This is a genomic window from Pantoea sp. WEP (genome assembly GCF_041678305.1).
GTDB classification, from domain to species: domain Bacteria; phylum Pseudomonadota; class Gammaproteobacteria; order Enterobacterales; family Enterobacteriaceae; genus Pantoea; species Pantoea dispersa.
Genome location: NZ_JBGNXB010000002.1, coordinates 433,589 through 458,052 on the forward strand (window position 1 = coordinate 433,589; position 24,464 = coordinate 458,052).

At 58.1% G+C, this 24,464-nt stretch carries 25 protein-coding genes; 9 read left to right on the forward strand and 16 right to left on the reverse strand.

Annotated features, from left to right (window positions below; all coding sequences use genetic code 11):
• Positions 1-9: 9 nt before the first annotated feature.
• From glnH to gcvA, 6 genes are all read right to left on the reverse strand, one after another.
• A complete protein-coding gene (glnH, locus tag ABVR31_RS21195; protein WP_372774443.1) occupies positions 10-762 on the reverse strand; it encodes a glutamine ABC transporter substrate-binding protein GlnH in 753 nt (250 codons plus the stop codon).
• A gap of 127 nt (positions 763-889) precedes the next feature.
• Positions 890-1,444, reverse strand: coding sequence for a carboxymuconolactone decarboxylase family protein (locus tag ABVR31_RS21200; protein WP_176428143.1), 555 nt, complete (start codon positions 1,442-1,444; stop codon positions 890-892).
• On the reverse strand, positions 1,441-2,769 hold the full coding sequence (locus ABVR31_RS21205; protein ID WP_088517454.1) for an aspartate aminotransferase family protein: 1,329 nt from the start codon (positions 2,767-2,769) through the stop codon (positions 1,441-1,443). The genes ABVR31_RS21200 and ABVR31_RS21205 overlap by 4 nt, the downstream gene beginning before the upstream one ends.
• Before the next feature lie 127 nt (positions 2,770-2,896).
• Complete coding sequence (locus tag ABVR31_RS21210; RefSeq protein WP_372774446.1) at positions 2,897-3,754, reverse strand: MurR/RpiR family transcriptional regulator; 858 nt, start codon at positions 3,752-3,754, stop codon at positions 2,897-2,899.
• A gap of 198 nt (positions 3,755-3,952) precedes the next feature.
• Complete coding sequence (locus ABVR31_RS21215; RefSeq protein ID WP_282995620.1) at positions 3,953-4,582, reverse strand: LysE family translocator; 630 nt, start codon at positions 4,580-4,582, stop codon at positions 3,953-3,955.
• A 96-nt stretch (positions 4,583-4,678) separates the two neighbouring features.
• Entirely contained in the window at positions 4,679-5,563 is an 885-nt protein-coding gene (gene gcvA / locus ABVR31_RS21220; RefSeq protein WP_371221260.1) for a transcriptional regulator GcvA, read from the reverse strand.
• A gap of 269 nt (positions 5,564-5,832) precedes the next feature.
• On the opposite strand from gcvA, the gene ABVR31_RS21225 reads away from it, so the two are divergent.
• Genes ABVR31_RS21225 through ABVR31_RS21240 form a run of 4 tightly spaced genes read left to right on the forward strand, consistent with a single transcriptional unit; the run spans position 5,833 to position 7,745 of the window.
• The gene (locus ABVR31_RS21225) at positions 5,833-6,273 is read left to right on the forward strand and encodes a VOC family protein (RefSeq protein ID WP_031279954.1); all 441 of its coding nucleotides are present in this window, start codon (positions 5,833-5,835) and stop codon (positions 6,271-6,273) included.
• Positions 6,274-6,308: 35 nt separating this feature from the next.
• The gene (locus tag ABVR31_RS21230) at positions 6,309-6,839 is read left to right on the forward strand and encodes a GNAT family N-acetyltransferase (RefSeq protein WP_371221479.1); all 531 of its coding nucleotides are present in this window, start codon (positions 6,309-6,311) and stop codon (positions 6,837-6,839) included.
• A gap of 47 nt (positions 6,840-6,886) precedes the next feature.
• Positions 6,887-7,324, forward strand: coding sequence for an acetyltransferase (locus ABVR31_RS21235; protein WP_215481117.1), 438 nt, complete (start codon positions 6,887-6,889; stop codon positions 7,322-7,324).
• Between the two features lie 25 nt (positions 7,325-7,349).
• A complete protein-coding gene (locus ABVR31_RS21240) occupies positions 7,350-7,745 on the forward strand; it encodes a GFA family protein (RefSeq protein WP_371221259.1) in 396 nt (131 codons plus the stop codon).
• On the opposite strand, the gene ABVR31_RS21245 is transcribed toward ABVR31_RS21240, so the two are convergent.
• Positions 7,721-8,467, reverse strand: a complete 747-nt coding sequence (locus ABVR31_RS21245) for a metallophosphoesterase (protein ID WP_371221258.1) — start codon at positions 8,465-8,467, stop codon at positions 7,721-7,723. The two genes, ABVR31_RS21240 and ABVR31_RS21245, sit on opposite strands and share 25 nt — an antisense overlap.
• A gap of 146 nt (positions 8,468-8,613) precedes the next feature.
• Between ABVR31_RS21245 and ABVR31_RS21250 the strand changes: the two genes are divergently transcribed.
• Positions 8,614-9,354 carry a GntR family transcriptional regulator gene (locus ABVR31_RS21250; RefSeq protein ID WP_088517460.1) on the forward strand — a complete coding sequence of 247 codons (741 nt, stop codon included), beginning with the start codon at positions 8,614-8,616 and terminating at the stop codon, positions 9,352-9,354.
• On the opposite strand, the gene ABVR31_RS21255 is transcribed toward ABVR31_RS21250, so the two are convergent.
• The 8 genes from ABVR31_RS21255 to ABVR31_RS21290 all read right to left on the reverse strand — a co-directional run bounded on the left by ABVR31_RS21255 (position 9,341) and on the right by ABVR31_RS21290 (position 17,794).
• On the reverse strand, positions 9,341-10,321 hold the full coding sequence (locus ABVR31_RS21255; RefSeq protein ID WP_371221257.1) for a PfkB family carbohydrate kinase: 981 nt from the start codon (positions 10,319-10,321) through the stop codon (positions 9,341-9,343). The two genes, ABVR31_RS21250 and ABVR31_RS21255, sit on opposite strands and share 14 nt — an antisense overlap.
• The gene (locus tag ABVR31_RS21260; RefSeq protein WP_371221478.1) at positions 10,308-11,330 is read right to left on the reverse strand and encodes an ADP-ribosylglycohydrolase family protein; all 1,023 of its coding nucleotides are present in this window, start codon (positions 11,328-11,330) and stop codon (positions 10,308-10,310) included. Before ABVR31_RS21260 ends, ABVR31_RS21255 begins: the two co-directional genes overlap by 14 nt.
• 17 nt (positions 11,331-11,347) lie before the next feature.
• The gene (locus ABVR31_RS21265; protein WP_371221256.1) at positions 11,348-12,622 is read right to left on the reverse strand and encodes a nucleoside permease; all 1,275 of its coding nucleotides are present in this window, start codon (positions 12,620-12,622) and stop codon (positions 11,348-11,350) included.
• A gap of 389 nt (positions 12,623-13,011) precedes the next feature.
• Positions 13,012-14,322 (reverse strand): MFS transporter, encoded by a 1,311-nt coding sequence (locus tag ABVR31_RS21270; protein ID WP_021508813.1) that lies wholly within the window; start codon positions 14,320-14,322, stop codon positions 13,012-13,014.
• 108 nt (positions 14,323-14,430) lie between these two features.
• Complete coding sequence (locus ABVR31_RS21275; protein WP_021508812.1) at positions 14,431-15,069, reverse strand: isochorismatase family protein; 639 nt, start codon at positions 15,067-15,069, stop codon at positions 14,431-14,433.
• 9 nt (positions 15,070-15,078) lie between these two features.
• On the reverse strand, positions 15,079-15,780 hold the full coding sequence (locus ABVR31_RS21280; RefSeq protein ID WP_207899720.1) for an Asp/Glu racemase: 702 nt from the start codon (positions 15,778-15,780) through the stop codon (positions 15,079-15,081).
• Between the two features lie 47 nt (positions 15,781-15,827).
• On the reverse strand, positions 15,828-16,649 hold the full coding sequence (locus ABVR31_RS21285; protein WP_021508810.1) for an alpha/beta fold hydrolase: 822 nt from the start codon (positions 16,647-16,649) through the stop codon (positions 15,828-15,830).
• Positions 16,646-17,794 (reverse strand): FAD-dependent monooxygenase, encoded by a 1,149-nt coding sequence (locus tag ABVR31_RS21290; protein ID WP_058758938.1) that lies wholly within the window; start codon positions 17,792-17,794, stop codon positions 16,646-16,648. The genes ABVR31_RS21285 and ABVR31_RS21290 overlap by 4 nt, the downstream gene beginning before the upstream one ends.
• 322 nt (positions 17,795-18,116) lie before the next feature.
• On the opposite strand from ABVR31_RS21290, the gene ABVR31_RS21295 reads away from it, so the two are divergent.
• From ABVR31_RS21295 to ABVR31_RS21310, 4 genes are all read left to right on the forward strand, one after another.
• Positions 18,117-19,169: a 2,5-dihydroxypyridine 5,6-dioxygenase gene (locus ABVR31_RS21295; RefSeq protein WP_372774452.1), complete on the forward strand. Its 1,053-nt coding sequence runs from the start codon at positions 18,117-18,119 to the stop codon at positions 19,167-19,169.
• A 78-nt stretch (positions 19,170-19,247) separates the two neighbouring features.
• The gene (locus tag ABVR31_RS21300) at positions 19,248-19,709 is read left to right on the forward strand and encodes a MarR family winged helix-turn-helix transcriptional regulator (RefSeq protein ID WP_021508807.1); all 462 of its coding nucleotides are present in this window, start codon (positions 19,248-19,250) and stop codon (positions 19,707-19,709) included.
• A 43-nt stretch (positions 19,710-19,752) separates the two neighbouring features.
• The gene (locus ABVR31_RS21305; protein WP_371221476.1) at positions 19,753-20,280 is read left to right on the forward strand and encodes a (2Fe-2S)-binding protein; all 528 of its coding nucleotides are present in this window, start codon (positions 19,753-19,755) and stop codon (positions 20,278-20,280) included.
• Positions 20,277-23,843, forward strand: coding sequence for a molybdopterin cofactor-binding domain-containing protein (locus tag ABVR31_RS21310; RefSeq protein ID WP_372774454.1), 3,567 nt, complete (start codon positions 20,277-20,279; stop codon positions 23,841-23,843). Before ABVR31_RS21305 ends, ABVR31_RS21310 begins: the two co-directional genes overlap by 4 nt.
• 21 nt (positions 23,844-23,864) lie before the next feature.
• On the opposite strand, the gene ABVR31_RS21315 is transcribed toward ABVR31_RS21310, so the two are convergent.
• Complete coding sequence (locus ABVR31_RS21315) at positions 23,865-24,449, reverse strand: NTP transferase domain-containing protein (RefSeq protein WP_372774456.1); 585 nt, start codon at positions 24,447-24,449, stop codon at positions 23,865-23,867.
• Positions 24,450-24,464: the final 15 nt, after the last annotated feature.

The following is a 24,464-nucleotide window of genomic DNA, read 5'->3' on the forward strand; positions in this document are numbered from 1 at the left end:
CTGGCAGGATTATTTCGGCTGCTTAGCAAACCATTTCACGTAGATTTTGCTGTAAGTCCCATCCGCGCGCAGGGCCTGCAGCGCGGCGTTGATCTTAGGCGTCAGGCTGCTGTTTTTCTGCATGGCAAAGCCATACTGCTGCGGCAGAATCGTGTCGTTTTCACCGCTGGCTTTGACTTTACCATCGCCCGCCGTTTTCACGTAGTACAGCACATTGGGCGAGTCGTGGACCACCGCATCAAGGTTGCCAGCCTGCAAATCCAGATAGGCGTTGTCGATATTAGGAAACTCAACATAATTTGCCTTGTATTTACTTTTCATAAAGCTGGCTGCGGCCGTGCCCTGTTTCAGACCCACTTTCTTGCCGGTTAAATCGCTGAATTTCTTAATGCTGTTATCATCGCTTTTGACAGCCATTAATAAGTCGGCGTCATAATAACCGTTGCTGAAATCCACCACCTGCTTACGCGCATCGGTAATGGTAATGCCTGCCATCGCGACATCCAGATTCCGTGATTGCAGCCCCGGAATCAGGCCACCAAAGTCCATTGGGTGTAATTCATAGCTGACATGCATTTTCTTCGCGATGGCATCCCATAAATCAATGTCAAAGCCGACGTATTTATCACCTTGCTTAAATTCAAAAGGAACAAAAGCCGTATCAACCCCGACGGTTAATTTATCCTGCGCCGCAGTGATAAAACTGGCGGAACAGGCCAACAATGCCAGTGTAACCTTTAATTTATTTAAAAATGCAGACATAATAACCCTCAGCGTCAGTAATGTAGCGTGCAATGATCGTCATCCAGTGAAATAACCCGGCGGACATGGTCAAAGAAGGTGGTTAATATAATGGGCGCATCAGGTACGCCCGGAGTAATGCGACAACTTATGCAGGAAGCAAGTGATCCTGCGTAAAGGGTACCGGCGTCTGCGCGCCGTTCATGATCATCGAGAGAAAACTGTAATAGCCGTTAATGCCTATCAAATCCACCACGCCCTTCTCGCCCCATAATTCGATGGCTTGCTGCCAGGTGGCATCACTGATTTTCTGTTGCTGATGTAACTGCTGGCAAAACTGATAAATCACCCACTCATCAGGCTGCAAATCCGCGGGCTGACGTTTTTCATTGATGGCCTGCACCGCTGCAGCAGAAATCCCCTTTTCGCGCGCTATCGGCGCATGGATTGCCCACTCTACCGGCTGTGACCAGTGCCTTGCCGTCATTAAAATCGCCAGTTCCGATAACCGCTGGCCCAGCGCACTGCGATAGCGCAGATATTCCCCCATACGCTGTGCATGTGCCATTAACTCGGGGCTGCGCAGCAGCGGCTCAAACGGAGGCAGCAGCGCGCCGCGCGGCCCGTTGATTATCTCTTCCGCGAGCGGACGTTGCTGCTCATCCCAGTCCTGCTCCGCCAGCGGCGGTAATCGGTTAATCATAATTTGCCGGTCTCTTCACGTATCACGGTGTTCAGCGTATCCACGACAAAATCCAGTTGTTGCGGGGTGACGATAAACGGTGGGGCAATTAAAATATGGTCGCCATATTGCCCGTCCAGCGTGCCGCCCATCGGATAGACCAGCAAACCGCGCGCCATACAGTTGGCCTTGATAGCTGCGTGAAGTTTCACCGCCGGGTCGAACGGGGTTTTTGTGGCTTTATCACGCACCAGCTCCACACCGGCAAACAGGCCGCGGCCGCGCGTATCCCCCACGTGCGGTAACTCCCCCAGCACGTCGCGTAGCGCCTTGTGCAGATAAGCGCCCTGCTGCTGAACCGCCTCCAGCAGATGGTCGCGCTCAATCACCTGCTGTACTGCTAACGCCGCCGCAGCGGCTGTCGCGTGACAGATATAAGTGTGTCCATGCTGGAACAGACCGCTGCCGGCCTGCAGCGCAGACACGATCTTCTCACTGGCCAGCACCGCGCCGATGGGTTGATAACCGCCACCCAGTCCTTTGGCGATGGTAACCAAATCAGGTACCACGCCATCCTGTTCGAACGCGTGCAGTGTGCCGGTACGCCCCATTCCGCACATCACCTCATCGGCGATAAACAAAATGCCGTACTTGTCGCACAGGCGACGTACACCCTGCAGATAGCCCGGCGTCGGCGGCGTGGCACCGCTGGTAGCACCGACTACCGTCTCCGCGCAAAAACCAATAATCGTTTCCGGGCCCGCATCAACAATCGCCTGCTCCAGCTCGCTCAACAGCCGCTGGGTATATTGCTGCTGGGTTTCATCGGCACGGCGATCGCGATACTCATTGCAGGCGGAAACGCGAATCACGTCGATTAACAGGGGCGCGAACTGACGCCGGCGCCATTCGTTGCCACCCACCGCCAGCGCGCCCAGCGTATTGCCGTGGTAGCTCTGTTTGCGGGCGATGAAACGGGTACGCGCGGGCTGTCCGATCTCAACAAAGTATTGCCGGGCCAGTTTCAGTGCGGTTTCCACTGCCTCAGAACCGCCCGACACGAAATAGGCATAGTTAAGATCGCCCGGTGCGGTGCGCGTTAACTGTTCGGCGAGCTGTTCAACGGTATCGCTGGTGAAGAAACTGGTATGCGCATAAGCCAGTTGATCGATTTGACGATGCATGGCTGCGAGGACGTCAGGATGGGCGTGGCCCAGGCAGGAAACAGCGGCGCCACCGCAGGCATCAAGATACTGTTTTCCCTGTGCATCAAAAATGTAGGCCCCGTGTGCGCGCGTGGCCACGGCGGGCACGCTGCGCAGGCTGCGGTGAATGATACGGCTCATGCTGGTCCTGCTCCTGAATACGCTTCGTTGTTGAAACGTATCTTGCAGGATCCATTTGAATCACGTCAACGCAATAATGATTCAATCGCATTCAATATTCTTATGACAGATACAAATGAATCATCTGTCAGGATTTGCCGGCATGCACGTAAGCGCCAGAATCGATTAAATAGCGTTCGGCGTTTTCAATTTTACTGACCGCATCACGTCCATGACGGGCCACCAGCATCGCCAGCAGGCACTCTGCCAGGCCCATGCCAGAGACGACTGACGGGAAGAACGATGGGCTATCCAGTGAAAACCGGAGCGAGCAATCAGCGGCCTGCGCCAGCGGCGAGACCGGTGAGTCGGTGATGGTGATGATCTTTGCGCCCGCCTGCTGCGCTGCGCGCAGTACATCCAGTGATTCGCGTGAATAAGGGGCAAAGCTGGTAAGTAACAGGCAATCTGAGGCGGTCAGTTCACGTGTGAAAACTTCGATGTTGCTCGCCAGACCATCCACCAGTGATACCTGACGATTGAACAGCCGATACACATAAAATAATGACCAGGCGATCGGAAAGCTGGCGCGGAAGCCGCAGATGTAAACATTGTCAGCCGCATCGAGTAAGGTCACCGCCTGTTCCATTGCCTGGCGGTTTTCGTTCTGCGTAAAGGCCAGGTTGGTCTGATGGGCCTGAAACATCGCATCATACAGCTGCGGTTGCGTGCCGGCGGCCACCAGCTTTTCCGCTTTCGAGACATAGGTATCATTGCGCAGGCCGATGTCATCGATGAATGCGTCTTTGAGTTCACTCCAGCCGTTATAGCCCAGCCGTTTCGCCAGGCGCAGCAGCGTTGCCGGTTTCACTCCGGCCTGCTGCGCAAAGGTGCGCATGGATTGCACCACCAGTTGATTGGCATTCTGCAGTGAGAATTCGGCAGCCCGCTGTAGTTCTGGCGATAATTCACTGAACTCACGGACGATAGTTTCCTTTAGATTCATGGCAACAATTCACTGGCTTTGACGTTGAGGTATCTAAACACATTTGAGATCAAGACTCTAGGCGCGGATATCACACCGGAGTGACGGCCTGAAGCAGGGCGCGATGCGTCGCGCCGCGACAATCAGGCTGCTCATGGTGGTTGACTTAACTGAGCGGCCTGTTGCTATGGAGGGCGAACCTGAGGTTAAAAATTTACTTTATTGACGACTCAACACCAGTTTCAGTCCGGCAATGGCAAAACAGCAGGCTAATAGCGCATCTAATCCCCGGCGGATACGACGGTAAAACGCGTTCATTGCTGCGGTGGAAAATATCAGCGCATAGCCGCAAAATACTGCGACGCAAATCGCCGCACAGCCGAGAATAATCAGCGGTAAGGTCGAGGCTGCAGCGTCCGGTTTGAGCGCGACGGACATGATCGCGACCCAGGTTAAAATGGCTTTCGGATTACCGACGTGCATCAAAATTCCCTGCCGAAATAACGCGCCATACGCAACACGGTAATCGCTGATAACGGTTTTATCGGCAGCAGTGCGGGTTAACGCAGATTTACCGGCTTTGTATGACAGCCACAACAGATATAACCCGCCGCCGATTTTCAACACCAGCAGCAATTGGGCAAACGTCGCCAGCACGGTTAATACCCCGCAGGCCGCCAGCAGCGCCCACAGCATTGAGCCGCCAATTACCCCGCCCGCAAGCGCTAAGGCGGCACCGCGCCCTTTATTCATCGCCGTTCCCATAATCGCCATATTACTCGGACCAGGGCTGGCCGTTGCCACAAAATAAGTGGTGTAAATCAGCATTAATTCGTGTGAAAGCGCCATGATATCCTCTGCAGGTAAAATGTCCTCAACCTGTTATATCGGCTTGCTCAGAAATTTACTATGTCTTGTTGATATGAAGAAATGCCGGACGCTGTTCTATTCTGTGGACTGCTGCATGAGCCAGGCTCTTACTTTTACCACGGCAGAACGCAGCAGCGCTTCGTGGGGCGTAATAAGCCAGTACGCGTGTCCGGTATTCAGCGTATTTGGAAACGGTGCCACCACTTCACCGGATGCCAGGTTTGCCTGAACAAATCGCCTGCGCATCAGCGCTACGCCCATGCCGGCAAGCATCGCCAGCCACGCCCCGCTGCCATCGCTATACAAAGGCCCTTTGCCGGAATCAATATGCCCGACGCCGGCTTCAGCGAGCCAGCGCTGCCAGTCTTCCCGGTGCATATCATGCAGTAACGTGACGCGACCGAGTGCGGCAAGTGCCGGCGGTTCTCCCAGCTGCTGCGCCACAGCAGGAATGCAGACTGCAAGGTAGTCGTCGTCGATCAACTTCTCACTCACGCAACCCTCACAGAAACCGTTGCCATGCCGTACGGCCAGGTCGATACCATCCGTGGCGAAAGACTGGATGCGGGAAGTGGCACTGATGCGCAGGTCGATATCCGGACAGGCACGTTCAAAATCAGCCAGTCGCGGCAGTAACCAGTGGGTCGCAAATCCGGTGGTGCAGGCCAGCGTAATGGTATTTTTTTGTGTCTCCTGCACCAGCGTTTCGGTAGCTTCACGCATCAGGCTGAAAGCCGAAGCAATCGAGTAGTAATAGTCCTGACCGGATGCCGTCAGCGCCAGCTTGCGTCCATTTCGCTGAAACAGGGGCAGGCCCAGTTGCCGTTCCAGTTCCCTGATGTGCAGGCTGATCGCGCCGGGCGTGACGTGCAACTCCTGGCCTGCAAGGGTCATGCTGAGGTGCCGGGCAACGGATTCGAACGCCTTCAGGGCGTTAAGAGAAGGCAGGCTATTTCGCATTGTTTAGTTTTCCTAAAAAACAGGCGGAAATTAAATCGTTTTTATTTCCTCTCCGTCAACGTTATTAATAGGCATATAGCACGCGTTGCCGTGTCGTTTTTATCTTAAAACTGTTGAGTTATATTGAAATTTTAAGAGAGAGTACCGTTTCACGCACCACGCCTCCACACGGAAAAATGATCAGTTACCACGCCCTTTATGGCGATTAACCTTAATCAGGCTTGAGTTTTTGTCGTGTCAGGGAGGCAATAAATGGAGACAGAATGCAGATGAAGGATATCGATGTTGGATTTACCCACGTTGCGTTTATGGTGAGGGATCTGGAGAAGAGCATGGATTTCTACCGCCGCTATGCAGGAATGAAGGTGATACACACCCGTGAACCTGACGTCCCGGCTGCCCGCAAGGTGGCATGGCTGAGCGATCATACCCGCCCTTTCGCGCTGGTTCTGGTGCAGGCGGATGACGTGTCAGATACGCCACTGGGTAAATTTGGACACTTAGGCATTGCCTGTGCGTCACGCGAAGAGATCGATCGTAAAACAGCGATGGCCGTCGCCGAAGGCGTGTTACGCAAAGCCCCCGAAGAGGCTGGCGAACCGGTGGGATATTACGTATTTTTTGCCGATCCTGATGGCAATACGCTGGAGCTGTCTTTCGGGCAGCGCGTCGGGCTTGAAGCGATACGCACCGCTCCCGGTTTACTTTAACTCGCCTGCACGCAGGCAGCGGAGAACATATGGCACTGACGTTGCCGATTTATACTCAACGCCTGGTGTTGCGCAAGCTGACAGTGGCTGATTTGCCGCATCTGTCGCGCTATCGCAATCTGCCAGACGTTGCTCGTTATCAGAGCTGGGAAGAATTTACCTGGCAGGACGCTGAGAAATTATATGCGCAGCAGGATGCGCTGCCATTCAACAGCGATAACACCTGGTTTCAGCTTGCCGTAGCACACCAGGAAGACGACCGGCTAATAGGGGACATCGGAATTCATTTTTTTGATGAAGGAAGACAAGCTGAACTCGGCATGACATTTGATGCCGGATTTCAGAAACAGGGTTTTGCGCTTGAAGCAATGAGTGCCATCGTTACCCTGCTTTTCACGCAGTTTGCAAAACACCGGCTCATTGCCGTGGTAGACACACGTAATACTCGCGCTATAAACCTGCTGGAAAAGCTGAATTTTCGCCGTGAAGCGCACTACCGGCAGAATATTTTTTTCAAAGGGATGTGGGGCGATGAATATCTTTATGCGCGGCTGGCCAGCGATTAGCGCAGGCATTGCGTTAAGCCATCGCGTTGGCATGTTAAGGAGGCATAGTGACAATTAGCGAAGTAAGCAAGGAAGAGTATCACTTTCTGATTCAGGTCTGGGAGGCTGCCGTCCGGGCAACGCATCATTTCCTGAATGAACAGGATATCCTGCGGCTCAGACAGCTTATTCTGGAAAATTATTTTGATGCCGTTGATTTGAGAAAGGTGACCGATGAAAACCATGACATTGTCGGATTCATCGGCGTGCAGGATGAGAATATCGAGATGCTTTTCGTCTCGCCCGCTCATCACAAAAAAGGGGTCGGTGCACGGTTAGTCCACTACGCAATCCGTTATCTTTCAGCGAAAAAAGTGGACGTTAACGAACAAAATACCGCTGCGCTCGGGTTTTATCAGCATCTGGGCTTTCAGGTGACTGGACGGTCTTCCGTTGATGGTGAGGGGAAACCGTTTCCCCTCCTCCATCTGAAGCTGATGCAATAATTCGGCACAGGAATCAGGAGAAATAATGAACGGAAGTTGTCTCTGTAAACGTGTGCGCTACGAATGCGATCGCCTGGCGGGCAGCATTACGCATTGCTGCTGTCATACCTGCAGGAAAGCGCACGCCGCCGCTTATACCTCCACAGCGCGCGTGCGGCGTGAGGATTTCAGGTGGACCCAGGGAGAAAAATTTCTGACGGCCTTTAATTCTTCCCCGGATAAGTTGCGTTATTTCTGTTCAGTCTGCGGATCTCATCTGATGGCTGAAAGACCTCATCAGAGCCACGTGATTCTGCGTGTGGCCACGCTGGACGACGATCCCGCTCAGACGCCGGTTTCCTATATCTGGTGCTCGCACACCGTGCCGTGGCTAACAGAACGCGACCATTTGCCTCATTATGAGCAGGATAAAGAGACATGATGACTGGTCAAAACGCCGCTGGCGAAACGGTGCACCATCAGTGCCGGTGGATCATTCACCGGAGGAACCCGCTGGCTGCCAAACCACAGCGGGTTCGCCGGGCAAATTGAGCCACAAATATAAGCCGGAACCCCTGCAAACATGCCTGCTGCGGGCCGGTGCACATGCCCGGCTGCAATAGCCAGTATTCTGACCCGGCTGCGTCTGAGGGTCGACTCAAGCTTATCAAGCCCGCGACACATTGATTCATCCAGCGTCGGTATGCCCGATGCGATAACCGGATGATGCAGAAAAAGCAGCGCTGGCAGCGCAGGCGTATTGCTGAGTTGTCTTTCCAGCCATTCCAGATGATCCCCGACGCTGCCAAAATTCTGTTTATTCACCGTGGAGTCCAGCCCCAGCATACGCAAACCGCCCATATCCTGAACAAAATGCAGCGCGTCTGCCGGGGTGTTTTTCGCCCAGTGATTTTCATGCCATGTCGTTTGCATGAGTCGTCGATCATCGGCGTTGCCCGGCAATATAAATGCAGGGTAATGCTGCTGGCGCAGTTGCTCAGCTATCTGCCAGTAACCCTGCCGCCACTCGCCATCAACAAGATCGCCTGTTAATACCAGCGCATCCGGTTGCACATGAGTGAGCCACGCCAGCGCGCGCGCCAGGCGCAGCAGGTGATCATTGTCCGGTGCGGCATGGATGTCTGAAATCTGAGCGATTAACATAATGTCTCCGGAAATAAACAAGCGAACCAACAGGGCCGTCTGGCAGCATAGCACCCGCACCGTCACGCGACGCTGGCTGCGCGCCGCATTAAAATTCAGTATTATAGCGGTTCCTGCCGCTGACCCGAGTGAGTGCCCTGCCCGCTATGACTGACCACAATGCGCTGTTGGCGCGGTTGACCACCACGCTGGCGATAGAGAGCCGCACGCCGCTGTATAAACGCTTTGCCAGTGCGATTAAAGAGGCAGTGCGCGATGGCACGCTGGTGCACGAGGAGATCCTGCCGGGCGAGCGCGAGTTCAGCCAGTCGCTGAACATTTCGCGCATCACCGTGCGTAAAGCCATGGACGAGCTGGAAAAAGAGGGCGTCGTGTTTCGTTCCCGCGGCTACGGCACGCAGATCTGCAGCCAGTTTGAATATTCACTCAAAGAACCAAAAGGATTGTCGCAGCAGGCGGTGCTGCGCGGTAAAACGCCGGACACCGTGTGGATCAATAAAAGCAAAATTGCCTGTAGCGCAGAGATCGCCGAAAAGCTGGGGCTGAGCACGGGCAGCGATGTCTATCTGCTGAAACGTATTCGCTATGTTGACCGCCAGGCGGTCTCGGTTGAAGAGTCGTGGGTACCGGCGCGCTACATTGCCGATGCCGATGAGATTGGTATTTCGCTGTATGACTATTTTCATCGCCAGCAGATCCTGCCGGTGAAATCCCAGAGCCGGGTCAGTGCGCGTATGCCGGACGAAGCCCTGCAGCAGCAAATTGCCCTGCCCGCCAATGTGCCGGTGCTGGTGATTAAGCAGCTGGCACTCGACGCACAGGGCAATCCGCTGGAGTACAGCATCAGCTACTGCCGCAGCGATATGTACGTGTTTATTGCTGAGTAAGGCGTTGCTGCCAGTAAGCGCGCAGTGTGGCGCGATCGGGCGCACAGTCGCCGCCGCGCCGGGAAACCACATACGACGCCACTGCGTTGCCCAGCGCAACGCTCTCCGCCAGTGACCAGCCGGACGCTAATCCCGCCAGTAATCCGCCAGCATGGCTGTCGCCCGCGCCGATAGTATCGACCACCGTTGTCGCCAGTGCGGGCACCCAGCCCTGCGCCTCAGCGTCGATGTATCCGGCACCTTCGCTGTCCAGCCTTAACACCATTGCGCCGCCAAACTGCTGCTGCCAGCGCGCCATCAGCTGATGGGCGTCGAAAGGTTCAGACTCGCGCAGACGCTCATGCCACAGCAGCTCCGCTTCCTGCCTGTTCACTGTAATCAGTGGCTGCAACGCCATGATACGCGCAAACTGCGCCTCGCCGATGTCCGCCAGCCGCGGGCCAAAATCCACCAGCAGCTGATACGGCTGTGCCTGCTGCTCCAGCCAGTCGATCAGCACTTCGCCGCTTTTGCTGGTGAGCTGATAACCGGAGAGATAGATCCAGCGCTGCGCCGGCTGCGGCAATGTGCGCAACAGCGCGGCGTCCCACTGGTTTTCCACGCCACTGACGGAAAGAAAGGTGCGCTCGCCATCCGGCTCGACCAGCGCCAGACACCAGCCATTATCACCGTGCGCATTTTCCAGTACGCTCTTCACACCGTATTCCGCCAGCTTCTGTCGCACGATACTGGCCCAGATACCGTTCCCCAGCGGCAGCGCGTTGATAGAAGGAATGCCGAGACGATGCAGCGCAATGGCGACGTTGAGCGCACAGCCGCCAACGTTCACGCCCTGCTGATGCAGTTCGATGTCGCTGCCGCGATACGGCAACGTCCAGGCATCGGCAATCACATCCACTACCGCCGCCCCCACCACGCACACCGGCAACCGGCCCGCCAGTCGGGACAGATCGTCAGGCGTCAGCATAGGCGGCCTCGCGCTGCTGGCGGAAACGGACAAACGCACGGCTGTAATGGGTGAAATCCAGCGCGTTAGCGGCATCCAGCTCCGCTTTTAGCTGCGCATCGATCGCGTCGATACCGTGCAGCGCGCCGCAAATGGCAACCGCCATCGCGCCGATGGTGTCCGTATCGCCGCCGAGATTGGCGCACAGAATAGCGCAGCGGTTGGGATCGGTGGCTGCCAGTTCGACCATGGCGATCGCCGCCGGTACCGATTCAATGGTGCTGGTGCCGGTACCGACCAGATCGTAGATCTGCTGCATGGTCGACTCGGTGCCCCTGCCCTGCGCCACCACCTGCAACGCCAGTTCGATGCGGGCCGCCATCGCCGCACTGAAAGTGGTGACGCGCCGCTCCTGCGCCGCGCGGGCAATCGCCGGCAGATCGTCACGAATCGTTGCCCAGTCGCTACCGTCAATCGCGCGGGAGATTGCCCAGGCGATCGCGGTGGCACCGGCAATCGCCACGTCGGATTTGTGCGTCGGACTGGAGGCCAGCGCGACAGCATCAATAAAAGCCGGCAGGTCACGCGCTGGCAGCAGACAGCCCAGCGGCGACACACGCATCGCCGCGCCGTTGGTCAGGCCGTTATTTTCCAGCTGCGCCACCGGCGTACCGTTTTTCAGCGCGTTAAGCGCGATTTTGGAGGTGGGCCCGAGTACATTTTTATTAAAGGCATCAAACGCTTCCGCCCAGCGCAGAATATTGGCGCCGATGGTTTCCGCATCAATCTCGCCGTCGTGGCTGATAATGGCATCGGCCAGCGCCAGCGCCATTGAGGTGTCGTCAGTAAAAGCCGCCCGGCCAAAGTAGCAGGCGGCATTGTTTTCTGCCGGGCCGGGCAGGAAGCGATCGATCCAGCCGAAGTGCTGTTTCACGCGGCTGCGCGGCCACAGTTCCGATGGCATGCCCATCGCATCGCCCAATGCCTGGCCGTAAAATGCGCCCAAAATCCGTTTTTCCTGGTGTGTCATCGTCATGGTTACATCTCTTATTTATGGCTTTCAGCGGCTGCTGAGTTTTCAAAAGCGGTTAATTCATCACTGCGTTTTTTGCCGTCGCGGAACAGAACGATAAAGGCGATGGTGATGATGACTATCATCACGCTGCCAAACATCCACATTCCCGCCCAGTTGAAGGTCTGACCGTTGCGCGGCTGGTCATACGCGAACATCTCCTGCATCAGATAGCCGCCGAGGCGGTAACCCAGCAGGCTGCCGATGCCCTGACAGGCCAGGGTGATCAGGCCCTGCGCAGCGTTACGCATCGCCACCGGCGCTTTCTTATCCACATAAATGTAGGCGGTGATGAAGTAGAAGTCGTAGCTGACGCCGTGCAGCAGAATGCCCATAAACAGCAGGCCGAAGGTCAGCAGGTTTTGATCGCCGCCGAACACAAAGAACACGTAGCGCAGCGCGGCGGTGACCAGACCGAGCAGCAGCACTTTGCCGATGCCAAAGCGTTTGATAAAGAACGGCAGCGCCAGCAGGAAGAAGATTTCTGATACCTGGCCGAGCGTCATCCAGCCGGTGGCGTGGGGCAGACCGACTTCGGTCAGATATCCCTCAGCGAAGATGTAGTAGAACGCCAGCGGCATACTGAACAGGAATGAACAGACGAAAAATACGAGGAAGCTGCGATCTTTAAGCAGATGCAGTGCGTCGAGGCCGAGCGCCACGCGCAGGCTGAACTTGCCGGTGCTTTTGGGTTCGGTGGCTGGCAGGGTCAGGGCGAACAGGCCAAGCAGCAGCGAACTGGCCGCGGTGATCAGCAACGGTACATTGCTGGCGGAGATATCGCCAAAGCCGAGCAGCGGCGGCAGGAAACCGCAGGCGATGCCGGAGGCGATCCAGCCGATAGTGCCCATCACGCGGATGCGCGGATAGTCGCGCTCCACGTCACCGACGTGGGAAAACGCAATACTGTTGGTCAGTGCAATGGTCGGCATGTATGTGAGCGCATATAGCAGCAGCAGCGGAAAGAAGCTGCTGAAGTGCGTCTGCTGTGCGCCAAAAAACATCAGAATCGCGCCGGCGATGGTCAGCAGCGATAACACTTTCTGTGCCTGGAAGAAACGGTCAGCCAGCGAGCCGACCAGAATCGGTGACAGGATGGCAGCGATGGAGGTACAGGCGTAGCACCAGGCGATCTCAACCGGCGAAAAACCGTTTTTGCTGAGAAACGCCCACAGCGGCACGAACCATGCCCCCCAGATAAACCACTCTAAGAACATCATGAACGACAGCTTTGGAATTGTAGTTTTCATCGAAATAGACTCCCCGGTGTTGGTAGAACCAATCTAGCACCAGAATAGATACCTTTATAATACCTTTAGCTGATAGTTTGAGCTATCCCACAAGATTTTTACCTTATGGATAACCGATAAGCGAGGAGGATTGGGTGCGGATGGGGGTGACGGTCTGGCGGGGTGTGGAGCTGCATTCTGCGGCTGTGAGGCGGTCGCCATGAATGGCGTAATCCTTGTCAGTTATCTTTGAATTTGTACATAAATGATTGCACTTATCGTAGCGGCGCAATTTATTGCGCGATGAATCGCGCCGCTACGAATTTGTGCGTATTGCAGTTTCTGAACTATTCGGCATTACGCCATCGATGGCAATCCATCAGCGATCGTTCAAATAGGTAAGGTATTCGCTACCGGTTCACCAGCTTCGCTGGCAGCGCGACCACCAACAGCGAGCTGAGCAGCAGACACACGGCGAAGAACCACAGCGCGCCGTTGCTGCTGCCGGTGAGGTCCAGCGCCACGCCCATCACGGAATTACTCACCAGTCCGGCGATATTAGCGATCGAACAGGCCAGCGCAAAACCCGCCGCGGCCGCCGTACCTTTCAGGAACGTAGCGGGCAGACTGAAAAACACCGGCACCGCCCCGATAATCATCGCCTGCGCAATCGAGAACAGCAGCACGGTCATCGCCACGTTATGAGCAAAGAAGGTGCTGGTCCCCATCGCTGCCGCGCCAATAATAAACGGAACAATGATGTGCCAGCGGCGTTCACGCAGGCGGTCTGAGCTGGCACCGATCGCCAGCATACCAATCAACGCCGCCAGGCTGGGGATCGCCGTCAGATAGCCAATGGTGGTGATATCGGTGGTGCCGGCATTCTTGATAAAGGTCGGCATCCAGAAACCCATGGCGTAAGCGCTGAGCAGAATCGAGAAGTCGATGCCGCCGAGCATCACCACGCGAATATTCAGCAGACCATCGCGCAGGCTGTGTTTCAGCCCTTTGGCGTCACCTTCATCGCGCGCCAGTTCGCGCAGCACCGCCTGCTTCTCACTGCTGCTGAGCCAGCTGGCGCTCTCGACGCTGTTCGGCAGCAGCCAGAACGTCAGCACACCCAGTAATACGCTGGGCAGGCCTTCCAGCAGAAACAGCCACTGCCAGCCGCGCATGCCGTAAACCTCATGAAAATGCCCCATGATCCAGCCGGAAAGCGGTCCGCCAATCAGGCTGGAGAGCGGCAGGCCAATCATAAACAGCGCAATGATGCGGCTGCGGCGCCACGAGGGAAACCATTTGGTGAGATAGAACAGCACGCCAGGCAGAAAACCGGCTTCGGCCGCGCCGAGGAAAAAGCGGATGATGTAGAACTGGGTCGGCGTTTGCACCAGCAGCGTGGCGGTCGAGAGCAGGCCCCAGGTAATCATAATGCGCGCGATCCAAATCTTCGCGCCGACCCGCTGCAGGATCAGGTTGCTCGGCACTTCAAACAGGATATAGCCGACAAAAAACAGCCCGGCACCCAGACCAAACGCGGTCTCGCTCAGCGCCAGATCGCTCGCCATCTGTAGTTTGGCCAGGCCGATATTGATGCGATCTAGGTAGGCCGCGAGATAACACAGGCAGAGAAACGGAATCAGCTTCCAGGTGATTTTGCGATAAATCGAAGCGGTGTCTTCGGCTGCCAGCGCAGCAGGACGGGTTGAAACGTCAGTCATGGTGTTCTCCGGGCGCAATAACCCCGTCGTCGGGGAGATGTTGTTATGCGTCTCAGCCGCAGCCGAAACGGACTGTTTGTGCGCACTCCGTGCAGGTGAAACGCGCCCTTAACGGGCGCTGAACTTCCCGAGATACTCCAGCGCCGCGGCTTTACTTACCACGTCGCCATATTTACTGTCGATATCAAACAAATTGGCCTGATGCGGCGCATCATGGCGATCGCCCACGCATTCACGCACCACCATGGCGCGAAAACCGTATTGCAACGCATCCACTGCGCTGGCGCGGATGCAGCCGCTGGTGGAGCAGCCGGCGATCAGCAGCGTATCAATGCCCTGCGCTACCAGCATCGATGCCAGAGACGTGCCAAAAAACGCGCTGGCATACTGTTTGGTGATCACCACTTCTGCGGCAAGCGGCTGCACCGCCGGACAAAACGCGGCCAGCGGATTGCCCTCCACCATGTCACGCATCACCGGGGCTTTCTGCACCCAGATCCCGCCGTCCTGCTGATGCTGCGGATGGTAGCGAATCTGCGTATGGATCACCGGAATCGCGCACTGGCGCGCCGCCGCCAGCAGGCCCTGTGCGGCGGCCACCGCCTCCACTACGCCCGGGGCAAATAGCGCGGCACCCGGCGTGGTGTAGCCCTGCAAAAAGTCGATCATCAGCAGCGCCGGGCGCTGACCAAAACCGATGCGGTTGCCCCAGACACCGGCGTAGTTATCACTGACACTCTGGCTCATGGTTTCTCCTTACCACGCACCGGACAGCAGTGCGCCCGCGCCCGGCACCACCGGCTCCAGCTCCAGCGCCTTCAGCAGAGCATACGTGGTGGCAATGGCGGCCGTAATTACCGGCTTGCCGGTCTGCGCCTCCACTTTTGCCACCGCCGGCAGCGATGGCATCTGCACGCAGGCCGACAGCACCACCACATCAACATCCGTCAGCGTCATGTCCGCCACGATGCCAGGTAAATTGGCCGGGTCGTGGCGGGCGACGGCGAGGTTATCGGCAATTTCCAGCGCGCGCCACTGCTTTACCTCAATCCCTTCGCGCTGGATGTAATCCACCACCAGCTCGGTCAGCGGCTTCATGTAGGGCGCCACCAGCGCGATCTTCTTCGCGCCCATAACATGCAGCGCATCGACCAGCGCGCCGGCACTGGTGATCACCGGTGCCAGCGCCTCGTTGTCGCGCGTGACCTGCGTCAGACGCTGCTGCGACTGGCGATGATAGCCCGGGCCCATCGCCATGATCGCCACCAGACAGGCATAGCCGAGCACGTCAACGCGCGCGTCGGACAGCTCCAGCGCACAGCGGTCGGACTCTTTATCCATCGCCGCCAGCTCATCTTTATTGACATGTTTCATGCGCATACGGCTGGAGTGGAAGGTAAACCGCTCCGGGCGAATCAGCTGGCGCGCCTGCAGCATGGCGGGAATTTCGGTTTCCATGGTGATGTTGGAACTCGGCACAATCTGGCCGATACGATACGAACGCGTCATGGCTGCGTCTCCGGAGTCAGTGAGGGGCCAAGGAAGGTGCCAAAAGCGTTGAAGAAGCCGTGAAAATCATCCCACGGGATCATGTGACCGGCGCCGGCTACCCGGCTGATCTCAATGGTCGGCAGCAGCTCGCGGATTTCGGCTTCATCTTCCGCCTGAATGACGCCGCCCTTGCCTGCCACCATCAGCAGGGTTTTTGCCGGCAGCTGAGGGAAATATTGATGGATATCGAGCTGGTGAAAATCGTCATAGGCGCGACGGATGGCTGGCGTATAACAGGTGTGCAGCCACTCGGCGCGCAGCTGACGCTGGTCATCGCTCCAGGCCGGGCAGTATTGCTTCATGGCTTCAGCGTCCATGCCGCGCTGCGCGTCGCGAATGGAATCTTCATACCACGGCCACTGCCCCGGATAGAGACGCCGTCCCGGACCGGAAACCGGCGGATCGATCAGCGACAGCGACAGCACGCCGGCTGGCTGTTTCACCGCCGCACGCATGATGAAGCGCGCGCCCATCGAATGGCCAACCAGGTGATAGCGCGTCAGCCCCAGCGCATCCGCGAAGGCGTTGATGTCATCGGCGCAGCTCTCCATGCCGTAATCCAGCCCTTCACCGCTGCTGGAGAGCCCGCGACCGCGCACGTCCAGTACCCAGGTATCAAAATGCTGCGCAAAAACTTCCGCCACAAAACCCCAGGTGATTGCCGGGCTGGTGATACCCGGTACGAGGATCAGCGCGGGCCCGCTGCCGCCGTAGCGCAGATAGTGCTGGCGAATGCCGTTGGCCTGTACCTGACCGCCGTGCATAAAACGGCTCATGAAGTCACCTCGCTTTTCAGCGGCGCGGCAAACACGTCGTAGCCGTACACCCAGGCCGGATCTTCCTGGGTGCGCAGGAAAGTATTGGCGTTAGAGACGGCCTGCACGCGCGACGCACGTTCTTTGCGGTTGGCTTCATACAGGCGGAATGCGGTGCGATAATCATCAAGACCGGTTTCCGTCAGGCAGCGCGACAGCATGGCGGCATCTTCAATGGCCATCGCAGCGCCCTGCGCCATGTGCGGTTTCATCGGATGGCAGGCATCACCCAGCAGCACAATGCGCCCTTCGCTCCATACCGGCAGCGGCTGGCGGTTGAGCAGCGGCCATTTGGTGACCGATTCGCTGCACTCGATCAGCGCCTGTACCACCGGATGGTAGTGACCAAAGGTTTCCAGCATCTCCTGCTGACTACTGTCAACGAAGCTGCCTTTGATATCCCACGCCGGGTGCGGCACACCGGAGACGTAATAATATTCGTCGCGCGCTTTGGTGGTGTAATAGACCATCAGATGACGATCTTCAGACCACCACTTCACGCAATCTTCAAAGCTGAGGTTGTATTTACGCAGTTGTTCGCCGCGGATCAGCGCACGGTGCGCCACCCAGCCGCTGTAAGTGGGCGCTTCCACCCCCAGCAGATGCTCACGCAGTTTTGAGTTAATGCCATCCGCGCCAATCACGATATCCGCGCGCGCTTCGCTGCCATCCTGAAAACGCAGCACCACATCGCTGCCGCTGTCTTCGACGCTGCTCAGGCACTTACCGAACTGGACGCTGCCCGGCTGCAGACTGGTCATCTGCATGGCCTGCAAATCGCCCCGGTGCACCGTGACATAAGCCGCACCGTACTCTTTGCGCGCATAAGCGCCCAACGGAATGCGTGACAAATACTCCCCGGTCTCGCCGTCGCGGCTGAACCAGAAATCGGGATGCGAAGCCAGATCCTCCAGCTGCTGTTCGATGCCCATGCGGCGAAACACCTTGAGCACGTTCGGCCCCATGTGGATGCCGGCACCCAGACGGGAGAAAGCCGGGCTTTGTTCGTAGACCGTGACATGAAATCCCGCTTTCTGTAACAGCGAGCCGGCGGCAAGCCCGCCCAGCCCGGCGCCGATCACTGCGATGCGTTTCATATTGCTCATATTTTCCTCTCACACTGACGCTGATTTGAAGGTATGCACGCGGATAAACGATCAAACCCGACGCTGAATTTATAGTGCATACACTTTAATTATTGAGGTTATGACACTGTTAAAAGCAACCGTATTTACAGTGAAAACTCGATAACATGATGTTAATCACAGCCTGATGATAAGGTTAAATAGGCTTTTCTTATGTCAAAAAGAAATGCTTGCACTGTTCTTCGCAACACGTCTATAACAAACATATAAAGCGTGTTCGCTATAAATAGCTGAAGTTTTGCGCAGCAAATTGTCTGACATCTAACCCTGAGAGGAAACCGCTATGGCAGTAAATCAGAGCCAGTTAGGCCAGATGTTCGAGCAGGTTTTACGGCTGTCGAAAGTCGACGCCAGCCAGAGTGTCGCCATCCTGAAAAGTCACTATTCCGATGCACGCACCGTGCAGGCCGCCACTGATGCTGCACTACGATTGGGCGCGAAGGTGTACTGCATTGAGCTGCCGGCCTTCAATCACCCGACGGCAATGGGTAACGACATGACCGCCTACTGTGGTGATACCGCGCTTACCGGCAACATTGCCGCACAGCGCGCGCTGGAAGCGGCGGACCTGATCGTCGATACCATGATGCTGCTGCATTCGCCGGAGCAGGAACAAATTCTGAAAACCGGGACGCGAATTTTGCTGGCCGTCGAGCCGCCGGAAGTGTTGGCACGAATGTTGCCCACTGAAGAGGACAAGTCGCGCGTACTGGCCGCGGCGGCGGTGCTGGAAAAAGCGCGCATGATAACGGTGAAATCGCCGGCCGGCAGTGATTTTTGCGCTCCGCTCGGCCAGTACCCCACGGTAACGGAATATGGCTACGCGGATGAGCCAGGCCGCTGGGATCACTGGCCGAGCGGCTTCCTGTTTACCTGGCCGAATGAAGATCAGGCTGAAGGCGTGCTGGTGCTGGACGTCGGCGACATCCTGCTGCCGTTTAAATCTTACGCGCGTGAACGTATTACGCTGGAGATCGAGAAAGGTTTTGTCACCCGCATTCACGGTGGCTTTGAGGCTGAGTATCTGCGCGATTACATGCGCTACTTCAACGATCCGGAAGTGTACGGTATTTCCCACATCGGCTGGGGGCTGCAGCCGCGCGCACAGTGGACGGCGATGGGATTACACGACAAAAACGACGGCATGTGTATGGACGCGCGCGCCTTTTACGGCAACTTCCTGTTTTCGACCGGACCGAACACCGAAGTGGGCGGTAAGCGCAAAACGCCGTGCCATATGGACATTGCTCTGCGCCGCTGCGACATCAAAGTGGACGATTTGCTGGTGGTGGCGGAAGGTGAAGTGGTGGCACCGGAGGCCTCACGCGCGCGTTAATCGTGCGCAGGGAACGGCTGTCAGCGCAGTGACAATGCATTACACTGCCTGACAGTTTCCGGGAAAAAGGATAAAGGCATGTCGCACCAGCAGGATCCGCGCGCAGACCAGCGCTATGACTATACCGAGCAGGTTGGCCATCTGTTGCGCAAGGTGTATCAACGCCATGCGGCGATTTTTCAGCAACACGTCGGTGATTCACAGATCACTGCCGTGCAATTTATTACCCTCTGTGCGCTGCGCGATCGCGGTCCGAGCGCACAGAACGATTTAGTGCGTTATACCGCCGTCGATCAGGCCACCATTCGCGGTGTGGTTGAGCGTCTTAAGGCGCGCGATCTGGTCAGTCTGGGTCCCGATCCCACCGACAAACGCAAAGTGATTGTCATGCTGACCGATGCAGGCCACCGCCTGATTGACAGCACGACAGACAACGCGATGCGCATCACCGAAATGACTTACGGGCAGCTGAATCCGGCCGAACGGGTCGCGCTGATTTATCTGCTGAAAAAAATGCTGGACGATACGAGCCAGCCCTAACCCGGGGCGCTTAGCCGCCTCGCTAAGGCGGTTAATAATGAAAATGCTGGCACATCAGACTGCCACACCGGTTTCACCTGCATCCACGTGCCATTACGCCCTTGAGGTGAACGGTGCGACTCACTCCATCAGCAGCTATCGCGATACCTCGCTGCTGCTGGTGCTGCGTAATCACCTCCAGCTTAACGGTCCCAAATATGGCTGCGGCCTGGGTGAATGCGGTGCCTGCACCGTGCTGATCGATGGCGTTGCCGCGCGCGCCTGCGTCATCCCGGCGTATGGCGTGCGTCAGCGCGCTATCACCACGCTGGAAGGGCTGGGCAACCGCGAAGCACTGCACCCGGTGCAGCAGGCGTTTATCGAGGCGCAGGCCGCACAATGCGGTTACTGCCTTAACGGCATGATCATGACCACCGCCGCGCTGCTGCGCGCTCAGCCCTGCCCTGATGACCGGCAGATACGTGCGGCGCTGAGCGGTAACCTGTGCCGCTGTGGCACCCATCAGGAGATCCTGTGCGCAGTGAAGCGTGCCATCACCTTATGCCTGCAGCAGGCGGAGGCGGCATCATGAGTACGGCTAACGTCCCCACGCAGCAGCAGTTGCTGGCAGCCAGCGACATCCTGTTGATTGTCGATGAGATTCAGCCGCCGCCCGGGCTGGTACCCAAAGGCCAGACGCCGACGCTGAAAGCCAAAGAGCGGGCTCTGTTTCTGGCTATTGACGGTTCCGGCAGCGTCTGGGCCTTCAATGGCCATGTCGATCTCGGCACCGGGGTGAAAACCGCGCTGACGCAAATCGTCGCCGAAGAGCTCAATCTGCGCATGGATCAGGTGCAAATGGTACTGGGCGATACGCTACGCGTGCCCAACCAGGGTGCCACCATCGCCAGCGCCACATTGCAAATTTCTGCCGTACCACTGCGTAAAGCGGCTGCAACGGCGCGCCAGTGGCTGTTACAGCAGGCCGCCGCGCGCTGGCAGCTGCCGGTGGAGAGCATCACGCTGGACGGCGGTTTCCTGCAGCACCCCAGCGGGGTGCAATTGTCATTTGCCGAACTGGTGCAGCAGCAGCGCAGCATCGTGCCGATTGATCATCAGGTAACACTCAAGCCCGCCAGTGAATATCGCCTGGTTGGTACCAGCTCGGCGCGGGTGGATATTCCCGCCAAAGCCACCGGCGAACTAACGTGGGTGCATGACCTGCGCGTGCCCGGTATGCTGCACGGCCGGGTCATTCGCCCACCGTATGCGGGCTATGACACCGGCAGCTTTGTCGGCACCTCATTGCTCAGCATTGACGAAAGTTCGATCGCGCATCTCGAAGGCATCGTGAAAGTGGTGCAGATCGCGGATTTTGTCGGCGTGGTGGCGGAGCGCGAGGAGCAGGCCATCGCCGCGATGGACGCATTACAGGTGCGCTGGAAGCCGTGGGAACACAGCCTGCCGGACCTGCGCGATATCGAACAGGCTATTCGTGATAATCCCCGCACCTCGCGCGTGGTGCATGACAGCGGTGAAGTGGATGCCGCGCTGGCGAATGTCGCGCAGCGTTTTACCCGCAGCTATGTCTGGCCTTATCAGCTGCATGCGTCGATTGGCCCTTCCTGCGCGGTGGCCGACTATCAGCCTGATTCGCTGCAGGTGTGGAGCGGCACGCAGAACCCGCACCTGCTGCGCGCCGATCTGGCATGGCTGCTGGAGAGGCCGGAAGAGACTATTGAAGTGAACCGCATGGAAGCCGCCGGTTGCTATGGTCGCAACTGCGCCGATGACGTGGCCGCCGATGCGGCGCTGTTGTCGCGCGCGGTGGGCCAGCCGGTGCGGGTACAGCTGACGCGCGCCCAGGAGCACGTCTGGGAACCGAAAGGCACTGCACAGCTGATGGAGGTGGACGGCGGGCTGGACGCGCAGGGCAATCCGCAGGTGTATGATTTCACCACGTCTTATCCGTCCAACGGCGCACCCACCCTGGCACTGCTGCTAACCGGCCGTGTCGATCCGGTGGCGCTGGCGTATGAAATGGGCGATCGCACCTCCATTCCACCTTACGATTTTCCCCATCTGCGCGTCACCATTGAGGACATGGCGCCGATTGTGCGCGCCTCGTGGATGCGCGGCGTTTCGGCCCTGCCCAACACCTTTGCCCATGAATCCTATATGGATGAGCTGGCCCACGCGGCAGGCGTCGATCCGGTGGAGTACCGGCTGCGCTACATTCAGGACGATCGCGCCGCCGAGCTAATGCGCTCCACCGCTGCGCGCGCAGACTGGACGCCGCGCACCGCCATTCAGCAGACCGCCAGCGAACCCGGCATTTTGCGCGGACGCGGTTTTGCCTACGCACGCTATATTCACAGCAAATTTCCCGGCTTCGGCGCCGCCTGGGCTGCCTGGGTCGCGGATGTCGCGATTGATAAGCAGAGCGGCGAGATCGCCGTTACGCGCATCACCGTGGGCCATGATGCCGGCATGATGATCAACCCGGAAGGGGTAAAGCATCAGATTCACGGCAATGTCATTCAGTCCACCAGCCGGGTGCTCAAAGAACAGGTGACGATTGAAAGCAACCTGATCGCCAGCCAGGAATGGGGCAGCTACCCGATCCTGACGTTTCCGGAAGTGCCGGATATCGACGTGATGATGGTGCCGCGCCCGCACGAACCGCCGCTCGGCGCGGGGGAATCCGCGTCGGTGCCCAGCGCCGCGGCCATCGCTAACGCGGTGTTTGATGCCACCGGTATCCGTTTTCGCGAATTGCCCATTACCGCTGACAAACTGCGTCAGGCGCTGAACGGCCCCGATCCGCAGCCGGAGCCACAGCTGGCCGCACCGGCCCAAACCGCCCGCCGCCGCCGCCGAAAATGGGCGCTGGGTGGCGTAACAGGATTGCTCGGCCTCGCCGCTGGCGTGGCGATTAACGCGCTGCCGTGGCGCGCACCGATTGCGCCCGTGACACCCCCGGCCGCCGGAAGCTGGTCGGCAGAGATGCTGGAACGCGGCCGTCAGGTGGCCGCCGCCGGTGACTGCGCGGTATGCCATACCACGGAAGGCGGCGCGACCAATGCCGGCGGCCTGAAGATGGAGACACCGTTTGGCACGCTGTACACCACCAACATCACGCCAGATAAACAGACCGGCATCGGTAGCTGGTCATTTAACGCCTTCGATCGCGCCATGCGCGAGGGCATCAGCCGCGACGGCCATCACCTCTATCCGGCGTTTCCCTACACCAGCTTTCGCCAGCTGAGCGAAGGCGATATGCAGGCGCTGTACGCCTGGCTGATGTCGCAGCCGGCGGTACAGCAGGCACCGCCAGAAAACCAGATGCGCTTTCCCTATAACCTGCGCTTCCTGATGGCGGGCTGGAACGCGCTCTACCTCGGGCGCGGCGAATATCAGCCTGACCCCCGCAAAAGCGCCGAATGGAATCGTGGTGCTTATCTGGTGAACGGAGCCGGACACTGCGGTGCCTGCCACTCGCCCCGTAATTTGCTGGGCGCGGAGAAAAGCGGGGATAATTTCCTCGCCGGTGGCTGGGTCGACGGCTGGGAAGCGCCCGCGCTCAATCAGCTGAATAAAGCCCCGCAGCCCTGGACGGCGCAGTCGCTGTATAACTATCTGCGCAGTGGTTACGATGCGCAGCACGGCGTTGCCGCCGGACCGATGGCACCGGTGGTAAGCCATCTCGCCACCCTGCCGGAAGCCGACGTGCGCGCCATGGCCAGCTATCTGGCAGACATTAATGGTCAGGCAGCGCGCCCTGTCGCTGTGCCGGCGGCAAAACCGGCATGGAACACTGCCGCGGGGGAACGGCTGTTTAAAGGCGCCTGTCAGGCCTGCCATAGTGCCAGCGAGGGCGGACCGCAGTTGTTTGGCGTCAGCCCATCGATGGCCAACAGCAGCAGCATAACCAGCGCGACGCCGGATAATCTGTTACAGGTGGTGCTGCACGGTATCGACAAACCGGCAACCGAGGCGCTCGGTTATATGCCCGGCTTTGCCGCCAGTTTGTCGGATAAGCAGGTTGCGGATATTGCTGCCTGGCTGCGCCAGCGCTACGCACCTGACCAACCGGCGTGGCAGAATCTGAGCGAAAAAGTGGCGCAGGTGCGCGCTAATCCCGGCAGCCACTGACCCATTCAGGCGCGCTGCAGGTCAGCGGCTTGCCCCGGATCGTGGCAGATCCGCGTCGCGGATCGTGCCCTGATGGGCCGGCAGAGTGATGAGAATGGCCGGGTCGAGCAGCGCGCGGGCACCGCTGTCGCCCTGCAGTTGAGCGAGCGCCGCGCCATAGTGCGCGGCAAATCCCACCGGGTGGCCCGGCTGATTTTGCCAGCTGAGCCGTACCTGCGGCGCACCGTTGCGCAGCGCCTGGGCCACACATTGATGATCCTCCGCCCTCACCCACGCCATATCACCCGGTACGATCAGCCAGCCATGCCAGTGGGCAGTGGCCCGCACGCCAGCGGCAATGCTTTCGCCACTGCCGGCGCTGGCAATAGTGCAGGTCGCGACGCCGCACTGCTGTGCCAGCTGTTGAATGGCACCATCTTCCGGCCGGATAATGAGGAGAAGCGGCAAACCGCTGCGCTGCGCCTGCTGCAGCGTCAGCTTCAGCAGCGGCTGAGGCACGCCATTATCGTCAGGATACGGCGCCAGCAGTTTATGCCCGGTACCGCCGGCCTGACGAAAGCGGCTGCCGAGACCGGCAGCAAGGATGAGAATGCCTGGCGTCTGCATACAAGGATTGCTTCC

Coding starts and splice junctions, on each gene's coding strand:
- gcvA (WP_371221260.1), bottom strand. CDS start 5,563: ATGCGAAATAGCCTGCCTTCTCTTAACGCCCTGAAGGCGTTCGAATCC.
- ABVR31_RS21240 (WP_371221259.1), top strand. CDS start 7,350: ATGAACGGAAGTTGTCTCTGTAAACGTGTGCGCTACGAATGCGATCGC.
- ABVR31_RS21200 (WP_176428143.1), bottom strand. CDS start 1,444: ATGATTAACCGATTACCGCCGCTGGCGGAGCAGGACTGGGATGAGCAG.
- ABVR31_RS21265 (WP_371221256.1), bottom strand. CDS start 12,622: ATGAAAACTACAATTCCAAAGCTGTCGTTCATGATGTTCTTAGAGTGG.
- ABVR31_RS21250 (WP_088517460.1), top strand. CDS start 8,614: ATGACTGACCACAATGCGCTGTTGGCGCGGTTGACCACCACGCTGGCG.
- ABVR31_RS21290 (WP_058758938.1), bottom strand. CDS start 17,794: ATGAGCAATATGAAACGCATCGCAGTGATCGGCGCCGGGCTGGGCGGG.
- ABVR31_RS21255 (WP_371221257.1), bottom strand. CDS start 10,321: ATGCTGACGCCTGACGATCTGTCCCGACTGGCGGGCCGGTTGCCGGTG.
- ABVR31_RS21210 (WP_372774446.1), bottom strand. CDS start 3,754: ATGAATCTAAAGGAAACTATCGTCCGTGAGTTCAGTGAATTATCGCCA.
- ABVR31_RS21305 (WP_371221476.1), top strand. CDS start 19,753: ATGCTGGCACATCAGACTGCCACACCGGTTTCACCTGCATCCACGTGC.
- ABVR31_RS21245 (WP_371221258.1), bottom strand. CDS start 8,467: ATGTTAATCGCTCAGATTTCAGACATCCATGCCGCACCGGACAATGAT.
- ABVR31_RS21295 (WP_372774452.1), top strand. CDS start 18,117: ATGGCAGTAAATCAGAGCCAGTTAGGCCAGATGTTCGAGCAGGTTTTA.
- ABVR31_RS21285 (WP_021508810.1), bottom strand. CDS start 16,649: ATGAGCCGTTTTATGCACGGCGGTCAGGTACAGGCCAACGGCATTCGC.
- ABVR31_RS21280 (WP_207899720.1), bottom strand. CDS start 15,780: ATGGAAACCGAAATTCCCGCCATGCTGCAGGCGCGCCAGCTGATTCGC.
- ABVR31_RS21275 (WP_021508812.1), bottom strand. CDS start 15,069: ATGAGCCAGAGTGTCAGTGATAACTACGCCGGTGTCTGGGGCAACCGC.
- ABVR31_RS21260 (WP_371221478.1), bottom strand. CDS start 11,330: ATGACACACCAGGAAAAACGGATTTTGGGCGCATTTTACGGCCAGGCA.
- ABVR31_RS21300 (WP_021508807.1), top strand. CDS start 19,248: ATGTCGCACCAGCAGGATCCGCGCGCAGACCAGCGCTATGACTATACC.
- ABVR31_RS21225 (WP_031279954.1), top strand. CDS start 5,833: ATGAAGGATATCGATGTTGGATTTACCCACGTTGCGTTTATGGTGAGG.
- ABVR31_RS21215 (WP_282995620.1), bottom strand. CDS start 4,582: ATGGCGCTTTCACACGAATTAATGCTGATTTACACCACTTATTTTGTG.
- ABVR31_RS21270 (WP_021508813.1), bottom strand. CDS start 14,322: ATGACTGACGTTTCAACCCGTCCTGCTGCGCTGGCAGCCGAAGACACC.
- ABVR31_RS21205 (WP_088517454.1), bottom strand. CDS start 2,769: ATGAGCCGTATCATTCACCGCAGCCTGCGCAGCGTGCCCGCCGTGGCC.
- glnH (WP_372774443.1), bottom strand. CDS start 762: ATGTCTGCATTTTTAAATAAATTAAAGGTTACACTGGCATTGTTGGCC.
- ABVR31_RS21310 (WP_372774454.1), top strand. CDS start 20,277: ATGAGTACGGCTAACGTCCCCACGCAGCAGCAGTTGCTGGCAGCCAGC.
- ABVR31_RS21315 (WP_372774456.1), bottom strand. CDS start 24,449: ATGCAGACGCCAGGCATTCTCATCCTTGCTGCCGGTCTCGGCAGCCGC.